11 protein-coding genes are annotated in these 18,047 nt (G+C 73.3%); 4 read left to right on the forward strand and 7 right to left on the reverse strand.

Annotated features, from left to right (window positions below; genetic code table 11):
• Positions 1 to 174 precede the first annotated feature (174 nt).
• The 4 genes from ACIP67_RS34440 (at position 175) to ACIP67_RS34455 (ending at position 5,668) form a co-directional block, all read left to right on the forward strand.
• Positions 175 to 777: an acyltransferase gene (locus ACIP67_RS34440; protein WP_401697150.1), complete on the forward strand. Its 603-nt coding sequence runs from the start codon at positions 175 to 177 to the stop codon at positions 775 to 777.
• 210 nt (positions 778 to 987) lie between these two features.
• Positions 988 to 2,091 carry a non-hydrolyzing UDP-N-acetylglucosamine 2-epimerase gene (gene wecB, locus ACIP67_RS34445; protein WP_401697151.1) on the forward strand — a complete coding sequence of 368 codons (1,104 nt, stop codon included), beginning with the start codon at positions 988 to 990 and terminating at the stop codon, positions 2,089 to 2,091.
• A gap of 194 nt (positions 2,092 to 2,285) precedes the next feature.
• Positions 2,286 to 3,530 carry a glycosyltransferase gene (locus ACIP67_RS34450; protein WP_389512868.1) on the forward strand — a complete coding sequence of 415 codons (1,245 nt, stop codon included), beginning with the start codon at positions 2,286 to 2,288 and terminating at the stop codon, positions 3,528 to 3,530.
• Complete coding sequence (locus tag ACIP67_RS34455; protein WP_401697153.1) at positions 3,527 to 5,668, forward strand: glycosyltransferase family 1 protein; 2,142 nt, start codon at positions 3,527 to 3,529, stop codon at positions 5,666 to 5,668. The genes ACIP67_RS34450 and ACIP67_RS34455 overlap by 4 nt, the downstream gene beginning before the upstream one ends.
• Positions 5,669 to 5,812: 144 nt before the next feature.
• Here ACIP67_RS34455 and galE read toward each other — a convergent pair whose 3' ends face one another.
• From galE to ACIP67_RS34490, 7 genes are all read right to left on the reverse strand, one after another.
• On the reverse strand, positions 5,813 to 6,781 hold the full coding sequence (gene galE, locus ACIP67_RS34460) for a UDP-glucose 4-epimerase GalE (RefSeq protein ID WP_401697154.1): 969 nt from the start codon (positions 6,779 to 6,781) through the stop codon (positions 5,813 to 5,815).
• An 83-nt stretch (positions 6,782 to 6,864) separates the two neighbouring features.
• On the reverse strand, positions 6,865 to 8,148 hold the full coding sequence (locus ACIP67_RS34465; protein ID WP_401697155.1) for a nucleotide sugar dehydrogenase: 1,284 nt from the start codon (positions 8,146 to 8,148) through the stop codon (positions 6,865 to 6,867).
• Between the two features lie 9 nt (positions 8,149 to 8,157).
• Positions 8,158 to 9,870, reverse strand: a complete 1,713-nt coding sequence (locus tag ACIP67_RS34470) for a glycosyltransferase family 2 protein (RefSeq protein ID WP_401697156.1) — start codon at positions 9,868 to 9,870, stop codon at positions 8,158 to 8,160.
• 110 nt (positions 9,871 to 9,980) lie between these two features.
• Positions 9,981 to 11,000: a Gfo/Idh/MocA family protein gene (locus ACIP67_RS34475; protein ID WP_401697157.1), complete on the reverse strand. Its 1,020-nt coding sequence runs from the start codon at positions 10,998 to 11,000 to the stop codon at positions 9,981 to 9,983.
• Entirely contained in the window at positions 10,997 to 12,112 is a 1,116-nt protein-coding gene (locus ACIP67_RS34480; RefSeq protein ID WP_401697159.1) for a DegT/DnrJ/EryC1/StrS family aminotransferase, read from the reverse strand. Before ACIP67_RS34480 ends, ACIP67_RS34475 begins: the two co-directional genes overlap by 4 nt.
• 463 nt (positions 12,113 to 12,575) lie before the next feature.
• Positions 12,576 to 16,985 carry an Rne/Rng family ribonuclease gene (locus tag ACIP67_RS34485; protein WP_401697161.1) on the reverse strand — a complete coding sequence of 1,470 codons (4,410 nt, stop codon included), beginning with the start codon at positions 16,983 to 16,985 and terminating at the stop codon, positions 12,576 to 12,578.
• Positions 16,986 to 17,258: 273 nt separating this feature from the next.
• Positions 17,259 to 18,023, reverse strand: coding sequence for a TIGR03936 family radical SAM-associated protein (locus tag ACIP67_RS34490; protein ID WP_401697163.1), 765 nt, complete (start codon positions 18,021 to 18,023; stop codon positions 17,259 to 17,261).
• Between the last annotated feature and the right edge of the window lie 24 nt (positions 18,024 to 18,047).

An 18,047-nucleotide genomic window follows, 5' to 3' on the forward strand; every position in this document is an offset into this window, starting at 1 on the left:
GGCCTCTCCCGGCCACCGAGGCAACTCGGGAGGAAGAGGTTTACGGGGATGTGGCACGTCTGTGGACACGCCGACGGTCAAGGTTACGGGGCCGGTGTACAGGGGTCAAACCGGGCCGGGACGCCCCCGGCCCGTATGCTCGCGGGGCGAAGCCGTACTGCGGAAGGCGAAGAAGTGAATTACAGGGTCCAGCCCAGCGCCCAGGTCGACGCGAGCGCCGAGATCGGCGCCGGGAGCAGCGTCTGGGACCTCGCGCAGATCCGGGAGGGTGCCCGCCTCGGGGAGGGCTGCGTGATCGGCCGCGGCGCGTACGTCGGCTCGGGGGTCCGCATGGGCGACAACTGCAAGCTGCAGAACTACGCCCTCGTCTACGAGCCGGCCGAGCTCGGTGACGGCGTCTTCGTCGGCCCCGCCGTGGTCCTCACCAACGACCACAACCCGCGCTCCGTCGACCCCGAGGGCAACCAGAAGCGCGGCGGCGACTGGGAGGCCGTCGGCGTGCGCATCTCCGACGGGGCCTCGATCGGGGCCCGCTCGGTGTGCGTCGCGCCGCTCACCATCGGGCGCTGGGCGATGGTCGCCGCGGGGGCCGTGGTGACGAAGGACGTACCCGACTTCGCCCTGGTCCTCGGCGTGCCGGCCCGTCAGGTGGGCTGGGTGGGCCGCGCCGGCGTCCGGCTGGTCGCACGCGAGGGCGAGCCGGGCGTGTGGGAGTGCCCGCAGAGCGGCGCCCTGTACGAGGAGAAGGACGGGGTGCTCGTCGAGCGCTCCGCGTGATCCGTCCCGTTGCCGCCCGGACCGGGCACAAGATTCACGAAACCGTTATGCGTCGACCCCAAAGCGTCGCTCCGGCCCCGCTGACCACGGCGTGAACACGGCGTGAACAGTGCCGGGCGACCCCGCGCCGGCCCGGCCAAGGGCCTGCCGGGGGTCGCCCGTTGCCTACCATTCCCCTACCAAAAGCCCGACCGAGAAGAAGAGTGCTCAGTGAAAGTCATCAGCATCGTCGGAGCCCGACCCCAACTGGTGAAGCTCGCCCCCATCGCGGCGGCCTTCGCGGAGACTGAGCACGAGCACGTGATCGTGCACACCGGGCAGCACTACGACGCCGACCTCTCCGACGTCTTCTTCTCCGGCCTCGGCATCCCCGACCCCGACGTCCACCTCGGCGTCGGCTCGGGCAGCCACGGGGTGCAGACCGGCGCCGTGCTGTCCGCGCTGGACCCGGTACTGGAGCGGGAGCGGCCCGACTGGGTCCTCGTGTACGGCGACACCAACTCCACCATCGCCGGCGCGCTGTCCGCCGTGAAGATGCACCTGCCGGTCGCGCACCTGGAGGCCGGCCTGCGCTCCTTCAACCGGCGGATGCCGGAGGAGCACAACCGCGTCCTCACCGACCACTGCGCCGACCTGCTGCTGGCCCCGACCGAGGAGGCCGTGCGCCACCTGGCGGGCGAGGGCCTCGCCGAGCGCACCCGCCTGGCCGGCGACGTCATGGTCGACATCTGCCTGCGCATCCGCGACCAGGTGCGGGCCGGCGAGTTCCCGGCGCCGGAGCTGCCCGAGGGCATCGACCCGGCCAAGCCGTTCCTGCTGGCGACCCTGCACCGCCCGGACAACACCGACGACCCCGAGCGGCTCGCCGCGATCGTCGGCTCGCTCGCCAAGCTGCCGGTGCCGGTGGCGCTGGCCGCGCATCCCCGTCTGGTCGCCCGCGCCGAGGAGCACGGCATCGACCTGGCCCAGGGCAACCTCCACGTCGGCCGCCCGCTGCCGTACGCGAGCCTGGTCGCCGCCGTGCTCGCCTCCGTCGGCGTGGTCACCGACTCGGGCGGGCTGCAGAAGGAGGCGTTCCTGCTGGAGCGCATCTGCACCACCATCCGCCCCGAGACGGAGTGGGTGGAAACCGTGCACACCGGTTGGAACGTCCTTGTACCCGACCCGCACACGCTGTCGCCGCAGGAGTGGGCCGAGACGGTGACCCGTCCCGTGCCGACCGCCGACCCCGGCACCCCCTACGGCGACGGCCGCGCGGCGCAGAACGTCGTCCGGCTCATGGAGGAGTGGAAGGGGGGCAGCCGGCCCGCCTGACGCGGCACAGGGGGTCGTGGCCGTCCGCCCCGCGGACGGCCACAAGCGACCCACAGTCCGCGCACGTCAGCGTGCTAGCGTCAACTGCTATGTCATCGTCTCCCACGTCCGGTCCGTCTGCGGAAGGCAGGCGGCCCCACGTCATCTATCTCGCGATCGGCTTCCCTCCGGCCGCCAAGAGCTCCACGTACCGGATGCGCGAGACCGCCAACCAGTTCGTGAAGGCCGGCTGGGACGTCACGGTCGTCAACATCGCCCGGGAGTCCTGGGAACTCGACTCCGGCATCGACCTCTCCCTGCTGGAGCAGGTCGACCCCCGGGTGAACATCGTCGAACTGCCGCTGTCGCGCGAAGACCTGGAGACGGACATCCGCCTCTACGACGAGGCGCGCGCCCTCGACCCCAACGGCTGGGTCGCCCAGCTCCGCCGCCGCCAGACCGCGGCCTTCCCGGAGCCCAACTTCGGTGAGTGGCGCGGCGACCTGGAACAGGCCGTCCTGCGCATCCACCGGGAACGGCCGGCCGATCTGCTGCTCGCCAGCTGCGTGCCGTACGTCAACCTCGCCGCGGCCTGGAAGCTGTGGGAGGACGCGAAGGTGCCGTACGCGGTGGACTTCCGCGACGGCTGGTCCATCGACGTCATCGACGGCGTCGAGGCGTTCTCCCGCGACTCCGAGGAGGGCCGCTGGGAGCAGAGGATCCTCGACCACGCGGTGTCGCTGTGGGTCGTCAACGACCCGATCGCCGAGCACTACCGCAAGCGCTACCCGGAGTTCGCCGACCGCGTGCACGTCGTGCGCAACGGCTACGACGCCGACAGCTCGCCGGGCCGGGTGCACAAGGCGGACCGCGAGTCCGGGCTGGTCTTCGGCTACCTCGGCACCGTCAACTTCACCATCCCGCACCTGGAAGTGGTGCTGAACGCCTGGCGCGCGGCCCGCGAGAAGGAACCGCTGCTGGCCAACGCGCGCTTCGAGATCCGCGGCCACCTCGGCAACGGCGCCAGCCGCGGAGCGAACCGGCACGCCGAGGTCCTCAAGGACGCCGAGCCCGACGGCGTCTTCTACGGCGGCCCCGCCGCCAAGGCCGAGGTCTCCTCGATCTACGCCGGCTGGGACGCCATGGTGCTGATCCTGATCGGCGGCCGGTACGTCACCTCCGGCAAGGTGTACGAGTACATGGCGACGGGCCTGCCGATCGTGTCGGCGCACGCCGTCGAGCACGACGCCTCCAACGTGCTGAAGGGCCACCCGCTGTGGACGGGCGCCCCCGGCCTCGACGAGGAGGGCCTGACCGAGTCGTTCATCAGGGCCGCGCACATGGCGGTGGAGACGACCGACGCCGAGCACGCCGAGGCGATGGCCCACGCCGACCAGTTCACTCGTGAGGCGCTGATGTCCGTCGCCGTCAAGAACCTCGTCGAGGAGCTCGCCCCGTGACCGAAGTCCTGCTCGTCGCCGCCGACCGGCCGCAGCTCGGCGTCCTGGCCTCCGCGGTGCGCACGTTCGAGGCCCTGGGGGCGCGCGTGCACCTGGCGGGCGCCTTCCACCTGGAGGCCGAGGGCGTTCCCGAGGAGCTCGCCAAGGTCGGGCTGGCCGGTGTGCACCAGCTGCCGCGCAGCCTCAAGCACCGCAGCCAGGCGCTGCGCCGCCGGGCCGGCAAGTCGCCGCGCGGCCTGCGCGTGTGGATGCAGATCGGCCGCGACTCGTGGCTGCGCTCCCGGGCCCGCAAGGCCGACGTGCTCGTCGCCCTGGATGCCGGCTCCGTGTACACGGTGTGGCGGCTGGCCGAGTACAACCGCGGCGCCGCCGCCAAGTTCGGGCTCGCGCCCGCGCTGAAGGCCGTCGAGGAGCTGAAGGACAAGGGCGGCGCCGCGGCCCGCTCCTCCGTCCTGCCGCCGCTGCACGTCGTCGCCCGCGATGTGCGCCGCGGTGTCGGTGAACTGCCCGCCCAGCTGGTGCGGGCGGCCACGCCGCGCACCGTGATGCGCTCCGGCGTCGGCGCCCGGCTGTGGCGCTCCGCCGTGACCGCGCCCGGCATGCCCGTCAAGGTGCGCGCCGCGACCTCGCGGTACGTCGCCGAGGGCATGCAGTGGGCGGGCCGCACCAGCGGTGCCGCGCTGACCCTCGCGGACGCCGCCGCGCGCATCCCGGACCCGAAAGTGCGGGCGGACCTCTACTACGAGGGCGCCATGCAGGAGATCCGCAAGGGCATCAGCCCGCGCATCATCGGCAAGGCGGTCGGGGCCCATCTCGCCCACGCCGACGCGGAGTTCGCCAAGGGCGACATCGGCGAGGCGGCCGAGGCGCTGAACCGTGCGCTGTTCCTGGACTTCCACCGGGTGCTGCACATCGACCAGCTGTCGTCGCCGCTGGCCAAGGACGCCGAGGGGTTCGTCGCCCCGCTGCACCGCTCCACGGCGTTCCAGGCGCTGAGCCGCCCCCGCGGCCGCAAGGTGCCCGCGGCGCCCGTGCCCACCGACCGCCCGCTGCGGCTGCTGCTGGCGACGAGCGCCAACGACAACTTCCTGCACCTCATCCGGGAGCACTTCGCCGACCACCCCGGCGTCGAGCTGCGCTACCTGGACCTCGCCTCGAACAAGCACCTCAAGCGGATCTCCTGGGCCGCCCCGAGGATGATCGAGGACCGTCTGTCGGACGGTACGAGCTCCTACCAGGAGGAGGTGGAGCGCCTGATGCGCCCCTACCTCGACTGGGCGGACACGGTGTTCCTGGAGTGGGCGGCGGGCCCGGCCGGCATGCTCACCACGATCGACCCGGGCGACACCCGGATCGTGGTGCGCCTGCACAGCTACGAGGCGTTCACGCGCTGGCCGCACATGACGGACTTCTCCCGGATCGACGACATGGTGTTCGTCGCGCCCCACGTGAAGGACCTCACCACCTCGCTCGTGCCGGTGCTCCGCGGCGAGCAGGCCCCGCGTTTCCACGTCCTGGACAACGCCATGGACCTGTCCGGCTTCGACCGGCCCAAGCCGGCCGAGGCCCGGTTCAACCTGGGGCTGATCGGCATCAGCCAGGTCGCCAAGGACCCCAAGTGGGCCGTGGACGTCCTGCAGCGGGTCCGCAAGCACGACGAGCGCTACCGGCTGATCCTGGTCGGCGGCGACATGGACCCGAAGACCAGCCAGGCCACCCGCGAGTACCGGCGCGAGCTGGACCGGCTGCTGGCCCCGCTGGAGGAGTCCGGCGCGGTCGTGAAGCTCGGTCCCACGGACGACGTCCCGTCGAAGCTGGTCGAGATCGGGACGATCCTCAGCTCCTCGGTGCGCGAGGGCTGCCACGTCGGCCTGATGGAGGGCGCCGCCAGCGGTGCCGTGCCCGTCGCGCGCGACTGGCCGTTCTACGCGGGCAAGCCCCACAGCGCCCGCACCCTCTACCCCGAGGGCTGGGTCGTGGCCTCCCCCGCGGAGGCCGCCGAGCGGATCCTGAAGGTCACGGCCACCGAGGAGGCCTGGCGCACCGCCGGCGAGCAGGCCACCGAGCACGCGCTGACGGTGTGGGACTGGCCCGTGGTGCGCAAGCACTTCGAGAAGCTGTTCCTCGAACAGGGCTGAGCCCGGCGAGGCCTGTGGGCACAGGCGCAACGAGGAAGGGCCCCCGGATTCCGGGGGCCCTTCCTCGTTGCGCGGGTGGCCTTCCGCGCGGTGGCCTACCGCACGGGTGACGCTCCGCGCGGGTGGCCTTCCGCGCGGGTGGCGTCACGGGTGCCGCAGCCGCCACCCCGCCCACGCCGACTCCACCATCTCCCGCACGTCCCGCCGCGCGCTCCAGCCGAGTTCCGTACGGATCAGGTCGCCGGAGGCCACCACCCGCGCCGGGTCGCCGGGGCGGCGCCCGCGCACCCGCGGCGCTACGCCGGTGAGGCCGGTGACGTCCTGGACGATGCCGACCATCTCCGCGACCGAGACGCCCTCACCGCGCCCGATGTTGAGGACCAGCCGGGCCTCCGGGTCGGCGGCGAGCCGCCGCGCGGCCGCGACGTGCGCGGTGGCGATGTCCTCGACGTGGATGTAGTCGCGGACGCAGGTGCCGTCGGGGGTGGCGTAGTCGTCACCGAAGATCAGCGGCGACTCACCGGCGTCGAGCCGCTCGAACACCATGGGGACGAGGTTGAAGACGCCGTCGTCGCCCAGCTCGGGCGTGGCGGCGCCCGCCACGTTGAAGTAGCGCAGCGAGGCCGTCGCCATGCCGTGCCGGGCGCCGACCGCGGCCACCAGCCACTCGCCGGCCAGCTTGGTCTCGCCGTACGGGTTGATGGGCGTGCACGGCGTCTTCTCGGTGACGAGGTCGACGTCGGGCATGCCGTACACGGCGGCGGACGAGGAGAACAGGAACCGGCCGACCCCCGCGCCGGTGGCCGCGTCGAGCAGGACGCGCAGGCCCTCCACGTTCTCGCGGTAGTAGTACAGCGGCCGGTCGACGGACTCGGCCACCTGCTTCTTGCCCGCGATGTGCACGATGCCCGTGACGGCGTGCTCGCGCAGCACCCGGTCGACGGTCCCGCGGTCGAGGACCGTGCCGGTCTCCAGCACGACACCGTCCGGGAGCCGCTCGGCCCGACCCGTGCTCAGGTCGTCCAGGACGACGACGGACTCGCCGGTGTCGATCATCGCCTTCACCACATGGGAGCCGATGTAGCCGGCCCCGCCCGTGATCAGCCAGGTCATGAAGAACCCTTCCTGCACCGGGGCCCCGCCCCGGGGTGCGGGGGCGGGGCCACGAGGTTGTTCGCGTAACTGCGTGAGCGTCCTCAGCCGCCGATGACGACCCGGCGGACGCCCTTCCAGGCCTCCGGGTCGGTCGTGCGGCGGCCGTCGACGAGGACGGTGACGTCCGGCAGGTCGGCCGGGGTCAGGGTGCGGTACTCGGCGTGGTCGGCCTGGAGGACGGCGGCGGTGACCTTCTCGCCCGCGTGCGGGGTGAGGCCGTGCGCGGCCAGCTCCTCGTCCGTGTACATCGGGTCCGAGACGAACGGCACCGCGCCGCGCGCCTTCAGCGCCTCGACGGTCGGGAAGACACCGGAGAAGGCGGTCTCCTTGACGCCGCCGCGGTAGGCGGCGCCCAGCACGAGCACGTTGACGCCGGTCAGGTCGCCGTAGGCGGCGGCCAGCAGGTCGACGGCGTACTCGGGCATCGCGGCGTTCGCCTCACGGGCGGAGCGCACGACGGTCGCCGCCGGGTCGTTCCACAGGTACATCCGCGGGTAGATCGGGATGCAGTGGCCGCCGACGGCGATGCCCGGCTGGTGGATGTGGCTGTAGGGCTGCGAGTTGCAGGCCTCGATGACCTTCTTGACGTCGATGCCGTTGTCGTCGGCGAACCGCGCGAACTGGTTGGCCAGACCGATGTTGACGTCCCGGTAGGTGGTCTCGGCGAGCTTGGCCAGCTCGGAGGCCTCGGCGGTGCCGAGGTCCCACACGCCGTTGGCCTGCGGCAGGTCGGCGCGCTCGTCGAAGTCGAGGACCTGCTCGTAGAACTCCACGCCGCGGGCCGTCGACGCCTCGTCGATGCCGCCGACCAGCTTCGGGTAGCGGCGCAGGTCGGCGAAGACCCGGCCGGTGAGGACGCGCTCGGGGGAGAACACCAGGTGGAAGTCCTCGCCCGCGGTCAGGCCGGAGCCCTCGGCCAGCATCGGCGCCCAGCGGGTGCGGGTGGTGCCGACCGGCAGGGTGGTCTCGTAGGAGACGAGCGTGCCCGGCTTGAGGCCCTGGGCGATCGCCTTCGTCGCGGAGTCCATCCAGCCGAAGTCCGGCGTGCCCTCGGCGTCGACGAACAGCGGGACGACCACGACGACGGCCTCGGAGTCGGCGACCGCGGCCGCGGTGTCCGTCGTCGCCGTCAGCAGCCCGGCGTCGACGGCCTGCTTGAGCTTGACGTCGAGGTCGTGCTCGCCGGGGAACGGCTCGACACCGGCGTTGACCAGCTCGACGACCTTCTCGTTGACGTCCGCGCCGATGACCCGGTGGCCCTTGGAGGCGAACTGCACCGCCAGCGGGAGCCCGATCTTGCCGAGCGCTACTACACAGATGTTCATGGAGGGTCGCTACTTCCTTCTGGAACCGGTCGGTTTCTTGGCACCGTTCGGCTCGGACTTCTTGGCGCCGCCCCGCTTCACGCGGACGGCGCCGGACTTCAGTTTCCGGACCAGGCGCCCGAGCGCCCGCCGCACCAGTGTCCTCTTCGGGGGGTGCAGCTGGGCCGTGTCGATGACCACACGACCCTTGTCGTTCACCAGCGCCGACGCACGGTACAGGTCCTTCTCCGGCCCCCACAGGCGCGCCAGCGGCATGGGCAGCCCCTCGCCGCGCACGGGGATCTCGTACGTCCGCCCGGCGAGGTCCAGGTAGACCCGCACCCCGCGCCTGGCGGTGAGGTGCTCCAGCGGGACGCGGGCGTGCAGCACGCTCCCCGCGCCGTCCTCGGCGGGCTCCACCCGCATCTCGCCGACGGCCGGCGCCAGGACCTGCCCGGCCTTCAGCCGGCGCGCGCCGGGCTTGTCGGCCGACTTGGGCATGGCGCCCTTGACGAGCCGCAGCACCACGCCCGCGCGCTCGACGTCACCGACGACGGGCACCCGTACGGACGCCGTGTAGGTGAGCCCGTCGCCCTGCTGCTCCCAGCCGGAGGCGAGCAGTGCGGTGCCCTTCGCGAGCCGGCCCGGGACCGACTCCCCCACCAGTTCGTAGACCCGGTCGGACACACCGGTGCGCGGGTCGCGGAAGCCGGGGTAGCGGGCGTAGGCGCGCTCGCCCTCGGCGACGAACGGCGGTGCCCCGTGCTCCTTCTCGGAGGTGACGGCCTCGCACAGCTCGTCGATCGCCCCGGCGTGCGCCAGCGCGATCCGCACCCGGCGCTTGACGTCCATCGCGTCGCGGATGCCGTCGGTGAAGTAGCTGTCGGCGAGCCGGGCGACGCCCGCGCAGAGCTGCCGCTGGAGGACGCGGTCCAGGGCCGGGAAGTCGTCCTGGACGAGCTTGGCGAGCTCCCAGGTGAAGTGCCGGCGCAGCACGGCGTCACGGCCCGGGCCCGCCTCGATGAGGCCGGCCGTGAAGTCCATGATCTCGGCCGCGCACCGCAGCCGCGCCAGGTGGTCGGCGCGGTAGGTGATGTTGCTGGCGTCGCCGCGCTTGACCGCGTAGTAGCAGGTGTAGTCGGCCACCACGGAGATACGGCGGGCGCGGACGCACGCCTCGATGGTGAACGGCTGGTCGCTGCCCACGGGCATGTGCTCGGGGAAGCGCAGCTTGTGCTTCTCGACCAGCTCGCGCCGGAACAGCTTGGTGTTGGCCAGGGTGAACGGCAGCGCGGAGTCGTACAGGCTGACGTCGGCGGTGTTCTCCTCGTAGAGCGCCTGGTGGACGTAGCGGCCATTGGTGCCGACCATCTTGCCGACGACGACGTCCGACTCGTTCCTGTCGGCGCACTTCACCATGCGCTCCAGGGCTTCCTCGCCGAGGTAGTCGTCGGAGCCGATGAAGTACACGTACCGGCCCGTGGCCACCTCCAGCGCCCGGTTGCTGGGCGCGGCGGGGCCGCCGGAGTTGGGCTGGTGGATCACCTTGACGGTGTCCGGGTACAGGGCCGCGAACCGGTCGAGTTCGCGGCCGCTGTCGTCGGTGGAGCCGTCGTCGACGGCGACGACCTCCAGCCGGTCCCGGCCGATGCTCTGCCCGAGGAGGGAGTTCAGGCACTCCGTCAGGTAGGGCATCGTGTTGTAGACGGCAACGATGACGCTGACGTCAGGCGCAGCACTCATTCTCCGGCTCCTGGTCTCCGACAGCCGACGGCCGGCTGGGTCCTGCGGGGAAGGTCTCACAGAACATAGGAGTCCCGCCGAGCGCGTGCCGTTCCCCCCACGGGTGACGCTCAGCTGCCATGGACGGCCAGGTCCTCCGGATGAAGGGACACACTGCGGTTCTCCGTCGCCGACAGCAGCACCGCGGCCGCGACCTCGACGGTCCGCATGCCCTGGCGCAGGGTGCAGATGTCGGCGTCCTTGCCGAGCACTGCGTCCCGGAACAGCTCGTGCTCGACGAGCAGCGGCTCCCGCTTCGGGATGGCGTAGCGGATCATGTCACCTTCGGAGACACCGCGGAAGGCGCGCAGGGCCTCCCACTCGGTGGTCACTGCCGCGTTGGAGTGGAACGTCAGGTCGGCGGTGAGGGTGTCGGCGATGAAGCAGCCGCGCTCACCGGTGACGGACGTGAACCGCTCCTTGAGCGGGCTCAGCCAGTTGACCAGGTGGTTGACCATGGTGCCGTCGTCCAGGCGGCCGACCGCGGAGACCATGTCCTCGTGCTCACGGCCGCTCTTGGAGACGGTGTGCGCGGCGATGGACACGTACTGGCGGCCCGTCACCCAGCCCGTGAGGTCGATGTCGTGCGTGGCCAGGTCCTTGACCACGCCGACGTCGGCGATCCGGTGCGGGAACGGGCCCTGGCGGCGGGTGACGACCTGGTAGACGTCGCCGAGCTCGCCGGCCTCCAGGCGGGCGCGCAGCGAGCGCAGCGCCGGGTTGCACCGCTCGATGTGGCCGACGCCGGCCACCAGACCCCGCGATTCGAACGCGTCGACGAGCCGGCGGGCTCCCTCGACGGTGTCGGCGACCGGCTTCTCGATCAGCGCGCAGACGCCGGCCTCGGCGAGCGCCAGACCGACCTCCTCGTGCAGGTGGGTCGGACAGGCCACGACGGCGTAGTCGATCCCGAGGGCGATCAGCTCCTGGACGGTGTCCAGGACGGGGGCGCCCTGCGCGGCGCCGAACGTGTCGCCCATCGGGTCGACGACGCCGACCAGCTCGACGCCGTCCAGACCGGACAGCACACGGGCGTGGTGACGCCCCATCGAACCGAGGCCGACGAGTCCGGCCCGCAGCGGCTTGCTCACAGCTGCTCTCCCAGCGCGTTCACGGCGGTGACGATGCGGTCCAGGTCCTGCCGGGTCAGCGCGGGGTGGACCGGCAGGGACACGACCTCGGCGGCCGCGCGTTCCGTCTCCGGCAGGTCCCAGGTGCGGCCGGCCTTCTGGTCCGGCTCCCAGAACGGCTTGAGCCGGTGGATCGGGGTCGGGTAGTACACGGCGTTGCCGATGCCCGCCTCGGTCAGCTTCGCCATGGCGGCGTCGCGGTCGCCCCGGATGCGCACGGTGTACTGGTGGTACACGTGGCGGGCGCCCTCGGCCGGCTTCGGCGTCACCACGTGCGGCGCGGAGATGTGCTCGGTGAGGTACGCGGCGTTGGCGATGCGCTGCTCGGTCCAGCCCTCGACCTTGGTCCGCTGCACCCGGCCGATCGCGGCGGAGACGTCCGTCATGCGCACGTTGGCGCCGACGATCTCGTTGGCGTAGCGCTGCTCCATGCCCTGGTTGCGCAGCAGGCGCAGGGTCCGGGCGACCTCCGCGTCGGCCGTGCTGATCATGCCGCCCTCGAGGCTGTGCATGTTCTTGGTCGGGTAGAAGCTGAAGGTGCCCGCGGCGCCGAAGGCGCCGACCGGCGTGCCGTGCTGCGCCGCCGCGTGCGCCTGGCAGGCGTCCTCGACGACGGCGAGCCCGTGCTGCGCGGCGATCGCCATGATCCGGTCCATCGCGGCCGGGTGGCCGTACAGGTGGACCGGCATGACCGCCGCGGTGCGCGGGGTGATCGCCGCTTCGAAGGCCGCCGGGTCCAGACAGAAGGTGTCGGCCTCGATGTCGGCGAAGACGACGTCGGCGCCGACCAGCCGGACCACGTTGGCGGATGCCGCGAAGGAGAACGACGGCACGATGACCTCGTCGCCCGGACCGATGCCCAGCGCCATGAGGGCCAGGTGCAGCGCGGAGGTGCCGGAGTTGACCGCGACGCAGTGCCGCCCGGCGACCAGCTCCGAGAACTCCTCCTCGAAGGCGGCCACCTCGGGACCCTGGACGACCCGGCCGCTGCGCAGCACGCGCACCGCGGCCTCGATCTCCTCCTCGTCGATCACAGGCTTGGCGGCCGGTATGAACTCATGGGCGTCGGTCATCGACATCCCCTCCTCTACGGCGACCTCGAAGGCGCGTCGTGCATGATCGGGAAGGGACCGCGTCGAACTGGGCACGGCCGCATCCCCGGGTGTTCACCGCAGCCTGTGGGCGGGCGAACGGCTTGTACACAGGACCCCGCCCCCGAGGGTTCCTTGCGGGAAGACAGCCGTATCCGGGCTGAAGGACCGGACGTGCAGTTCGGCTGTGGTCACGGTGCGCATGGCTGTGGCCACCGAGACCGGCGCTCACGTTACCAGCACAGACACAGTGACTTTCCCCAGGGTTACCACAGAGAAACCCCCTCGGGGGTGCCCTCCATCACAAGCAGGACACAGGGTAACGCGCTCGGTAACGAGCGGCGAAACACGCGGCGGCGCGGGTCGCCCGGTATCGCACCGGGTTCCCCGCACCGCCGTCGTCGCACCACCGGCAACCGCGCCGGCCCGGAGGCCGGCGGGACCGTCAGTCCTCCGTGGCCGCCGACACGGAGGGGGCGCTCTGCTGCGCCGCCGCCGTCTTCTTCGCCACCGTCTTGGCGGCCTTCTTGGCCGTCGTCTTCTTGGCGGCCGTCTTCTTCGCGGCCGTGGCGGTCTTCTTGGCCACGGTCTTCTTGGTGGCGGCCTTCTTGGCGGTGGCCTTCTTGGCCGTCTTGCGGGCGGCGGCCTTCTTGGCCGGGGCGGACTCGGCCGGCTCCTCGGCCGACTCCGCCGCCGGCGCCTCGGTCACCGCTTCGGCCGGGGCCTGAGCGGGAGCCTCGGCCGGGGCTTCGGCCGGGGACTCCGCGGGGGCCTGCGCCGGGGACTCCGCCGGAGCGTCCGCCGCGGCCGACGGGACGACCACGACGGCCGTCTCCTGGGACGCGGTGGGCGCCGTCGCCTTGCGCACGGCCCGGCGCCGCGGACGGGCCGGCGCCGCGCTCTCGGCGACCGGCTCGGCGACGGCCTCCGCAGGGGCCTGCGCCTCGGGCGCGGGCTCGGCCGGGGCCTCGGCCTGCGCCGGCGCGGTCTCGGCGACCGTCACGACGGCGGCCTCGGCCCCCTCGGGGGAACCGGCCGGAGCGGACACCTTGCGGGTGGCCCGACGGCGCGTGCGGCCCTTGGGCGCGGCCTCCTCGGCGGCGGCCGGGGCCTCGACGACCGGGTCCTCGACGGCGGCCGGCTCGGCCTGCGCGGCGACGGCCTCGGCCGGCTGCACCGGACGCTCGGCCTCCTCCTCGGCGGTGACGTCCTGAGCGGTGGGGACCGTCTCGGCACCCGCCGTGGCCGGCTCGGCCGGCGCCTCGGACACGGCGGCCCTCGGCGCGGCGGAGCCCCTCGGCGTGCCCGCCGGGGCGGACGCCCGACGGCTCGCCCGGCGACGGCCGCGACCGCGCGTGGCCGCGGCCTCCGCCTCGGCGACGCTGCTGTACAGCTCCTCGTCGGGCGCGAAGTCGGGGGCCTCCAGCGCGACCGGCGCGGCCGCCTCGGCGGCGACCTCGGCCTCGCTCTCGCTCTCCTCGGCGATGGTCACCGGGGTCTCGGCGGCCACGGCCTCGTGCTCGTGGTCGGGAGCCTGCCCGTCCGCGCCGCGGCCGCGCTTCTTGCGCTTGCCACCACCGCCGCCGGCGGCGGACGGCTGGTCGACGTGGACGATGACACCGCGGCCGTTGCAGTGCACACAGGTCTCGGAGAAGGACTCCAGCAGCCCCTGCCCGACCCGCTTGCGGGTCATCTGGACCAGGCCCAGCGAGGTCACCTCGGCGACCTGGTGCTTCGTGCGGTCCCGGCCCAGGCACTCCAGCAGGCGCCGCAGCACCAGGTCCCGGTTGGACTCCAGCACCATGTCGATGAAGTCGATCACGATGATGCCGCCGAGGTCGCGCAGCCGCAGCTGGCGCACGATCTCCTCGGCCGCCTCCAGGTTGTTCCTGGTGACCGTCTCCTCCAGGTTGCCGCCCTGGCCGGTGAACTTGCCGGTGTTGACGTCGATGACGACCATCGCCTCGGTCCGGTCGATCACCAGCGAGCCGCCGCTGGGCAGCCAGACCTTGCGGTCCAGCGCCTTGGCGAGCTGCTCGTCGATCCGGTACGTGGCGAAGACGTCGACCTCGGAGGTCCACCGGGACAGCCGCTGGGCGAGGTCCGGCGCGACGTGCGACACGTACCCGTGGATCGTCGACCACGCGTCGTCGCCGCTGACGACGACCTTGGTGAAGTCCTCGTTGAAGATGTCGCGCACGACCCGGACGGTCATGTCCGGCTCGCCGTAGAGCAGCGTCGGGGCGTTGCCGCTCTTGGCCTTCTTCTGGATGTCCTCCCACTGCGCCTGGAGCCGCTCGACGTCCCGGCGCAGCTCGTCCTCGCTCGCGCCCTCGGCGGCGGTGCGCACGATGACGCCCGCGTCCTCGGGGACGATCTTCTTGAGGATGCTCTTCAGCCGGGCCCGCTCGGTGTCGGGCAGCTTGCGGCTGATGCCGGTCATCGAGCCCTCGGGCACGTACACGAGGTAGCGGCCGGGGAGGGAGACCTGGCTGGTCAGCCGGGCGCCCTTGTGTCCGATCGGGTCCTTGGTGACCTGTACCAGGACCGACTGGCCGGACTTCAGGGCGGACTCGATGCGGCGCGGCCCGTTGGCCATGCCCAGCGCCTCGAAGTTGACCTCGCCGGCGTACAGGACGGCGTTGCGGCCCTTGCCGATGTCGATGAAGGCGGCCTCCATCGACGGCAGGACGTTCTGGACCTTGCCCAGGTAGACGTTGCCGACGTACGACGTCGACTGCTCCTTGTTGACGTAGTGCTCGACGAGCACGCCGTCCTCCAGGACGCCGATCTGGGTGCGGTCGCCGTGCTGCCGGACGACCATCACGCGCTCGACGGCCTCGCGGCGGGCCAGGAACTCGGCCTCGGTGATGATCGGGACGCGGCGGCGGCCCTGCTCACGGCCCTCACGCCGGCGCTGCTTCTTGGCCTCCAGACGGGTCGAGCCCTTGATGGACTGCACCTCGTCGGACGGCTCGCTCGCCTTGCGCGGCTCGCGCACCTTGACGACCGTGCGCTCGGGGTCGCCCTCGCCCGGCTCGCCGTCGGCGGAGGTGTCCCCGGCACGGCGGCGACGACGGCGGCGGCGACGGCTGCCGGCGGTGGAGCCGCCCGCTTCGTCGAGGTGTCCCTCCTCGGCGTCCTCTTCCTCCTGCTCGGCGGTGTCCTCGGCGTCCTGCGCGGCCTGCTCGGCGGCGAGGTCGTCGGACTCGCCGTCCCCGGCCTCTCCGTCGGCGGACTCGCCACGGCGGCGGCGACGGCCGCCCCGGCGGCGGCGACGGCGCGAACCGCCCTCGTCGGTCTCGTCGTCGCCCTCGACGACGTCCTCGGCGGCCTCGTCGTCCTCCTCCGGCTCCGCCTCCTCCTCCACGGCGGCGGGCACGGCGGCGGGCACGGCGGCGCTCTGCGCGGGCTCGGCGCTCTCGTCACCGGCGCCGGCGCTGCGGCGACGGCGGCGACGGCGCGGACCGGCCGCCTCCTCGGGAAGCTCCTCGACGGACACGGCGGGCGCGACAGGCGCGGCGGGCGCCGCGGGCGCCGCGGGCGCCGCGGCCTCGGCGGGTGCGACGGCCTCCTCCGGCTCGACGGCCTCCGCCTCGGCGGCGGCCGCTTCGGCCGCCGCGCGCTGCGGCGTCTGGAAGCGGGGCTCGGTGAACACGGGCGCCTGGAACACGGCGACGGCGGGACGTGCCGGGCGCCGCGGCGCGTCGGCGTCCTCGCCGGCCGGCCGCGGGGGCTCGGAGAAGCCGCCGGCGGCCTTGCGGACGACGCGCCGGCGCGCACGGCGCGGAGCGGCGTCCTCGTCGGCCGGTGCGGCGGGGGCCGTGGTCTCGGGGGTGCGGACCGGCTGGGTGGCCTCGGGGGCCGCGACCGGCTCGGCGGCGGGCCGCTCGGCAGCGGCGGCGGGCTGCTGGGCCGCGGCGGCCTCGGGAGCGGTGCCGGCCTCGGCCGTCTCGGCGGCGGCCTCACCGGTCTCGGCGGGCGCGGACACGCGGCGCGTGGCCCGACGACGGGTGCGGCGCGGTGCGGCCTCCTCGGCGGCGGGCGTCTCGGCGGGGGCCTCCGTCCCGGCGCTCACGGCCGGCTCGGCGACGGCGGCCGCGGCCTCGGTCCGGGGCGCGGTCTCCGTCTCACCCTCGGCGGTCTGCGGCGCGGCTGCGGGCGCGGCGACCCGGCGGGTGGCGCGGCGGCGGGGACGCGCGGGCGCGGCCTCGGCGGCCGGCTCCTCGACGGCCTTCTCGGCGGGCGCACCGGCGGACGGGGCGGCCTGCTCCGCCTCCTCGGCGGCCACCGCGGGCACCACGGTCTCGGCGGCCTCGGCCGGCACCGGAGCCCCGGCGGGCGCGGACGCCCGACGCGTGGCACGACGACGCGGACGCGCGGGCGCCGCCTCGACGACCGGCTCCGCCACAGCGGTCTCCACGGCCTCGACAGCCTCGACCGTCTCAGCGGTCTCGGCGGCCACCGCGGGCACCACGGTCTCGGCCGCCTCGGCGGCCTCGGCCGACACCGGAGCCCCGGCGGGCGCGGACGCCCGACGCGTGGCACGACGACGCGGACGCGCGGGCGCCGCCTCGACGACCGGCTCCGCCACAGCGGTCTCGACGGCCTCGACGGCCTCGACCGTCTCGTCCGCCTTCTCCTCGTCGCTGGTGTCCGTCACCAGATCGGCGACGGACTCGGTGGCCGGTATGGCCGGCGCGACCGTCTCGGCCGGGGTGTCGGTGGTGGCGGCCGGCGGACCGGCCGGGCGGGAAGCGGCACGGCGCCGACGGCGCGGCGGCAGGGTGTCGCTGGGGGTGTTGTTCGATGCGGAGTCCGTCACGGACTCGATGGGTTCGGTCGGCTCGAGCATGCGGGTGTATCTCCCGTCAGGCTCCCGGGCGCCGCACCTGGTCCGGCATCGACCTCGTCGATCGCCGTTGACGTCCGCGGCTCGCGCTGTGCGCGGTGCCGCCGTCCGGGGCGCGGCCGCCGCACGGGAGCTCTCTGTGTCTTGTCTCGCCGGTTCCGTACGCCATGTTGCGTACGGCCTGGCGAAAGTCTTCTGGTCGGTGCGCTGCCCGACCCAGGTGGCTCCCGAGTACGAGGGCGGCGCTACGACGTCCGTCCCTGTGCGGAACCTTCCTTACGCCGACGCCTTCGCGGCGGCAGTCGGTTCGGCCGTTGAGTGGGCCTCGGCTGCCTCGCGGTCGGGCGCGAGCGGGTCGGTCACCGCGCCGGTCTCTTCATCGAACAGCCCCTGCGCCAGCCTGGTCACCGCTGCGGGGACCGGCGGCGCCAGGTCGGCCACGGCGCGGAGACCGGACAGGACGTCGTCGGGTCGTACGGCAGGCGTCACGTGCCGAACCACCAGCCGCAGTATCGCACAGGGCTGGTCGATAGGCCTATCAGCCGGTGGCAGGTGCGTTTCCAGCCGTACGACGGCGGGGCGGGCGTCGAAGGTGCGGACGCCGTTCTTGGTGAGGCGCTGGACCTCGACGGTGTCGGCCCCGTTGAAGGCCGCCACCGCGCGGTCGGCGTCCGCGGGGTCCACGCCGGGCAGGCGCAGTTCCCACACGGAGGCCGTGAGCCGGTCGGCGAGCCCCGTGGTGCGGGCCTCGACCGCCTCGATCACGTCGAGCCCGGTGGGCAGCGACTCGTCGAGGAGCTCACGCAGCGCTTGCGGATCCCGCGCCTCGGTGAGCGCGATCTCCAGGTACTCCGCCTCGCTGCCCGTGCCGGTGGGTGCGGCATTGGCGTACGACACCTTCGGGTGCGGCGTGAACCCCGCCGAGTACGCCATCGGCACCTCGGCACGGCGCAACGCGCGCTCGAAGGCGCGCTGGAAGTCACGGTGGCTGGTGAACCGGAGGCGGCCGCGCTTGGTGTAGCGCAGTCGGATGCGCTGCACCGCGGGTGCGGGCGGCGGGCCTTC

Origin of the sequence: Streptomyces sp. NPDC088812 (assembly GCF_044750285.1) — a bacterium.
GTDB lineage: Bacteria > Actinomycetota > Actinomycetes > Streptomycetales > Streptomycetaceae > Streptomyces.

Coding starts and splice junctions, on each gene's coding strand:
- ACIP67_RS34450 (WP_389512868.1), top strand. CDS start 2,286: ATGCGCGAGACCGCCAACCAGTTCGTGAAGGCCGGCTGGGACGTCACG.
- galE (WP_401697154.1), bottom strand. CDS start 6,781: ATGACCTGGCTGATCACGGGCGGGGCCGGCTACATCGGCTCCCATGTG.
- ACIP67_RS34465 (WP_401697155.1), bottom strand. CDS start 8,148: ATGAACATCTGTGTAGTAGCGCTCGGCAAGATCGGGCTCCCGCTGGCG.
- ACIP67_RS34470 (WP_401697156.1), bottom strand. CDS start 9,870: ATGAGTGCTGCGCCTGACGTCAGCGTCATCGTTGCCGTCTACAACACG.
- ACIP67_RS34480 (WP_401697159.1), bottom strand. CDS start 12,112: ATGACCGACGCCCATGAGTTCATACCGGCCGCCAAGCCTGTGATCGAC.
- ACIP67_RS34485 (WP_401697161.1), bottom strand. CDS start 16,985: ATGCTCGAGCCGACCGAACCCATCGAGTCCGTGACGGACTCCGCATCG.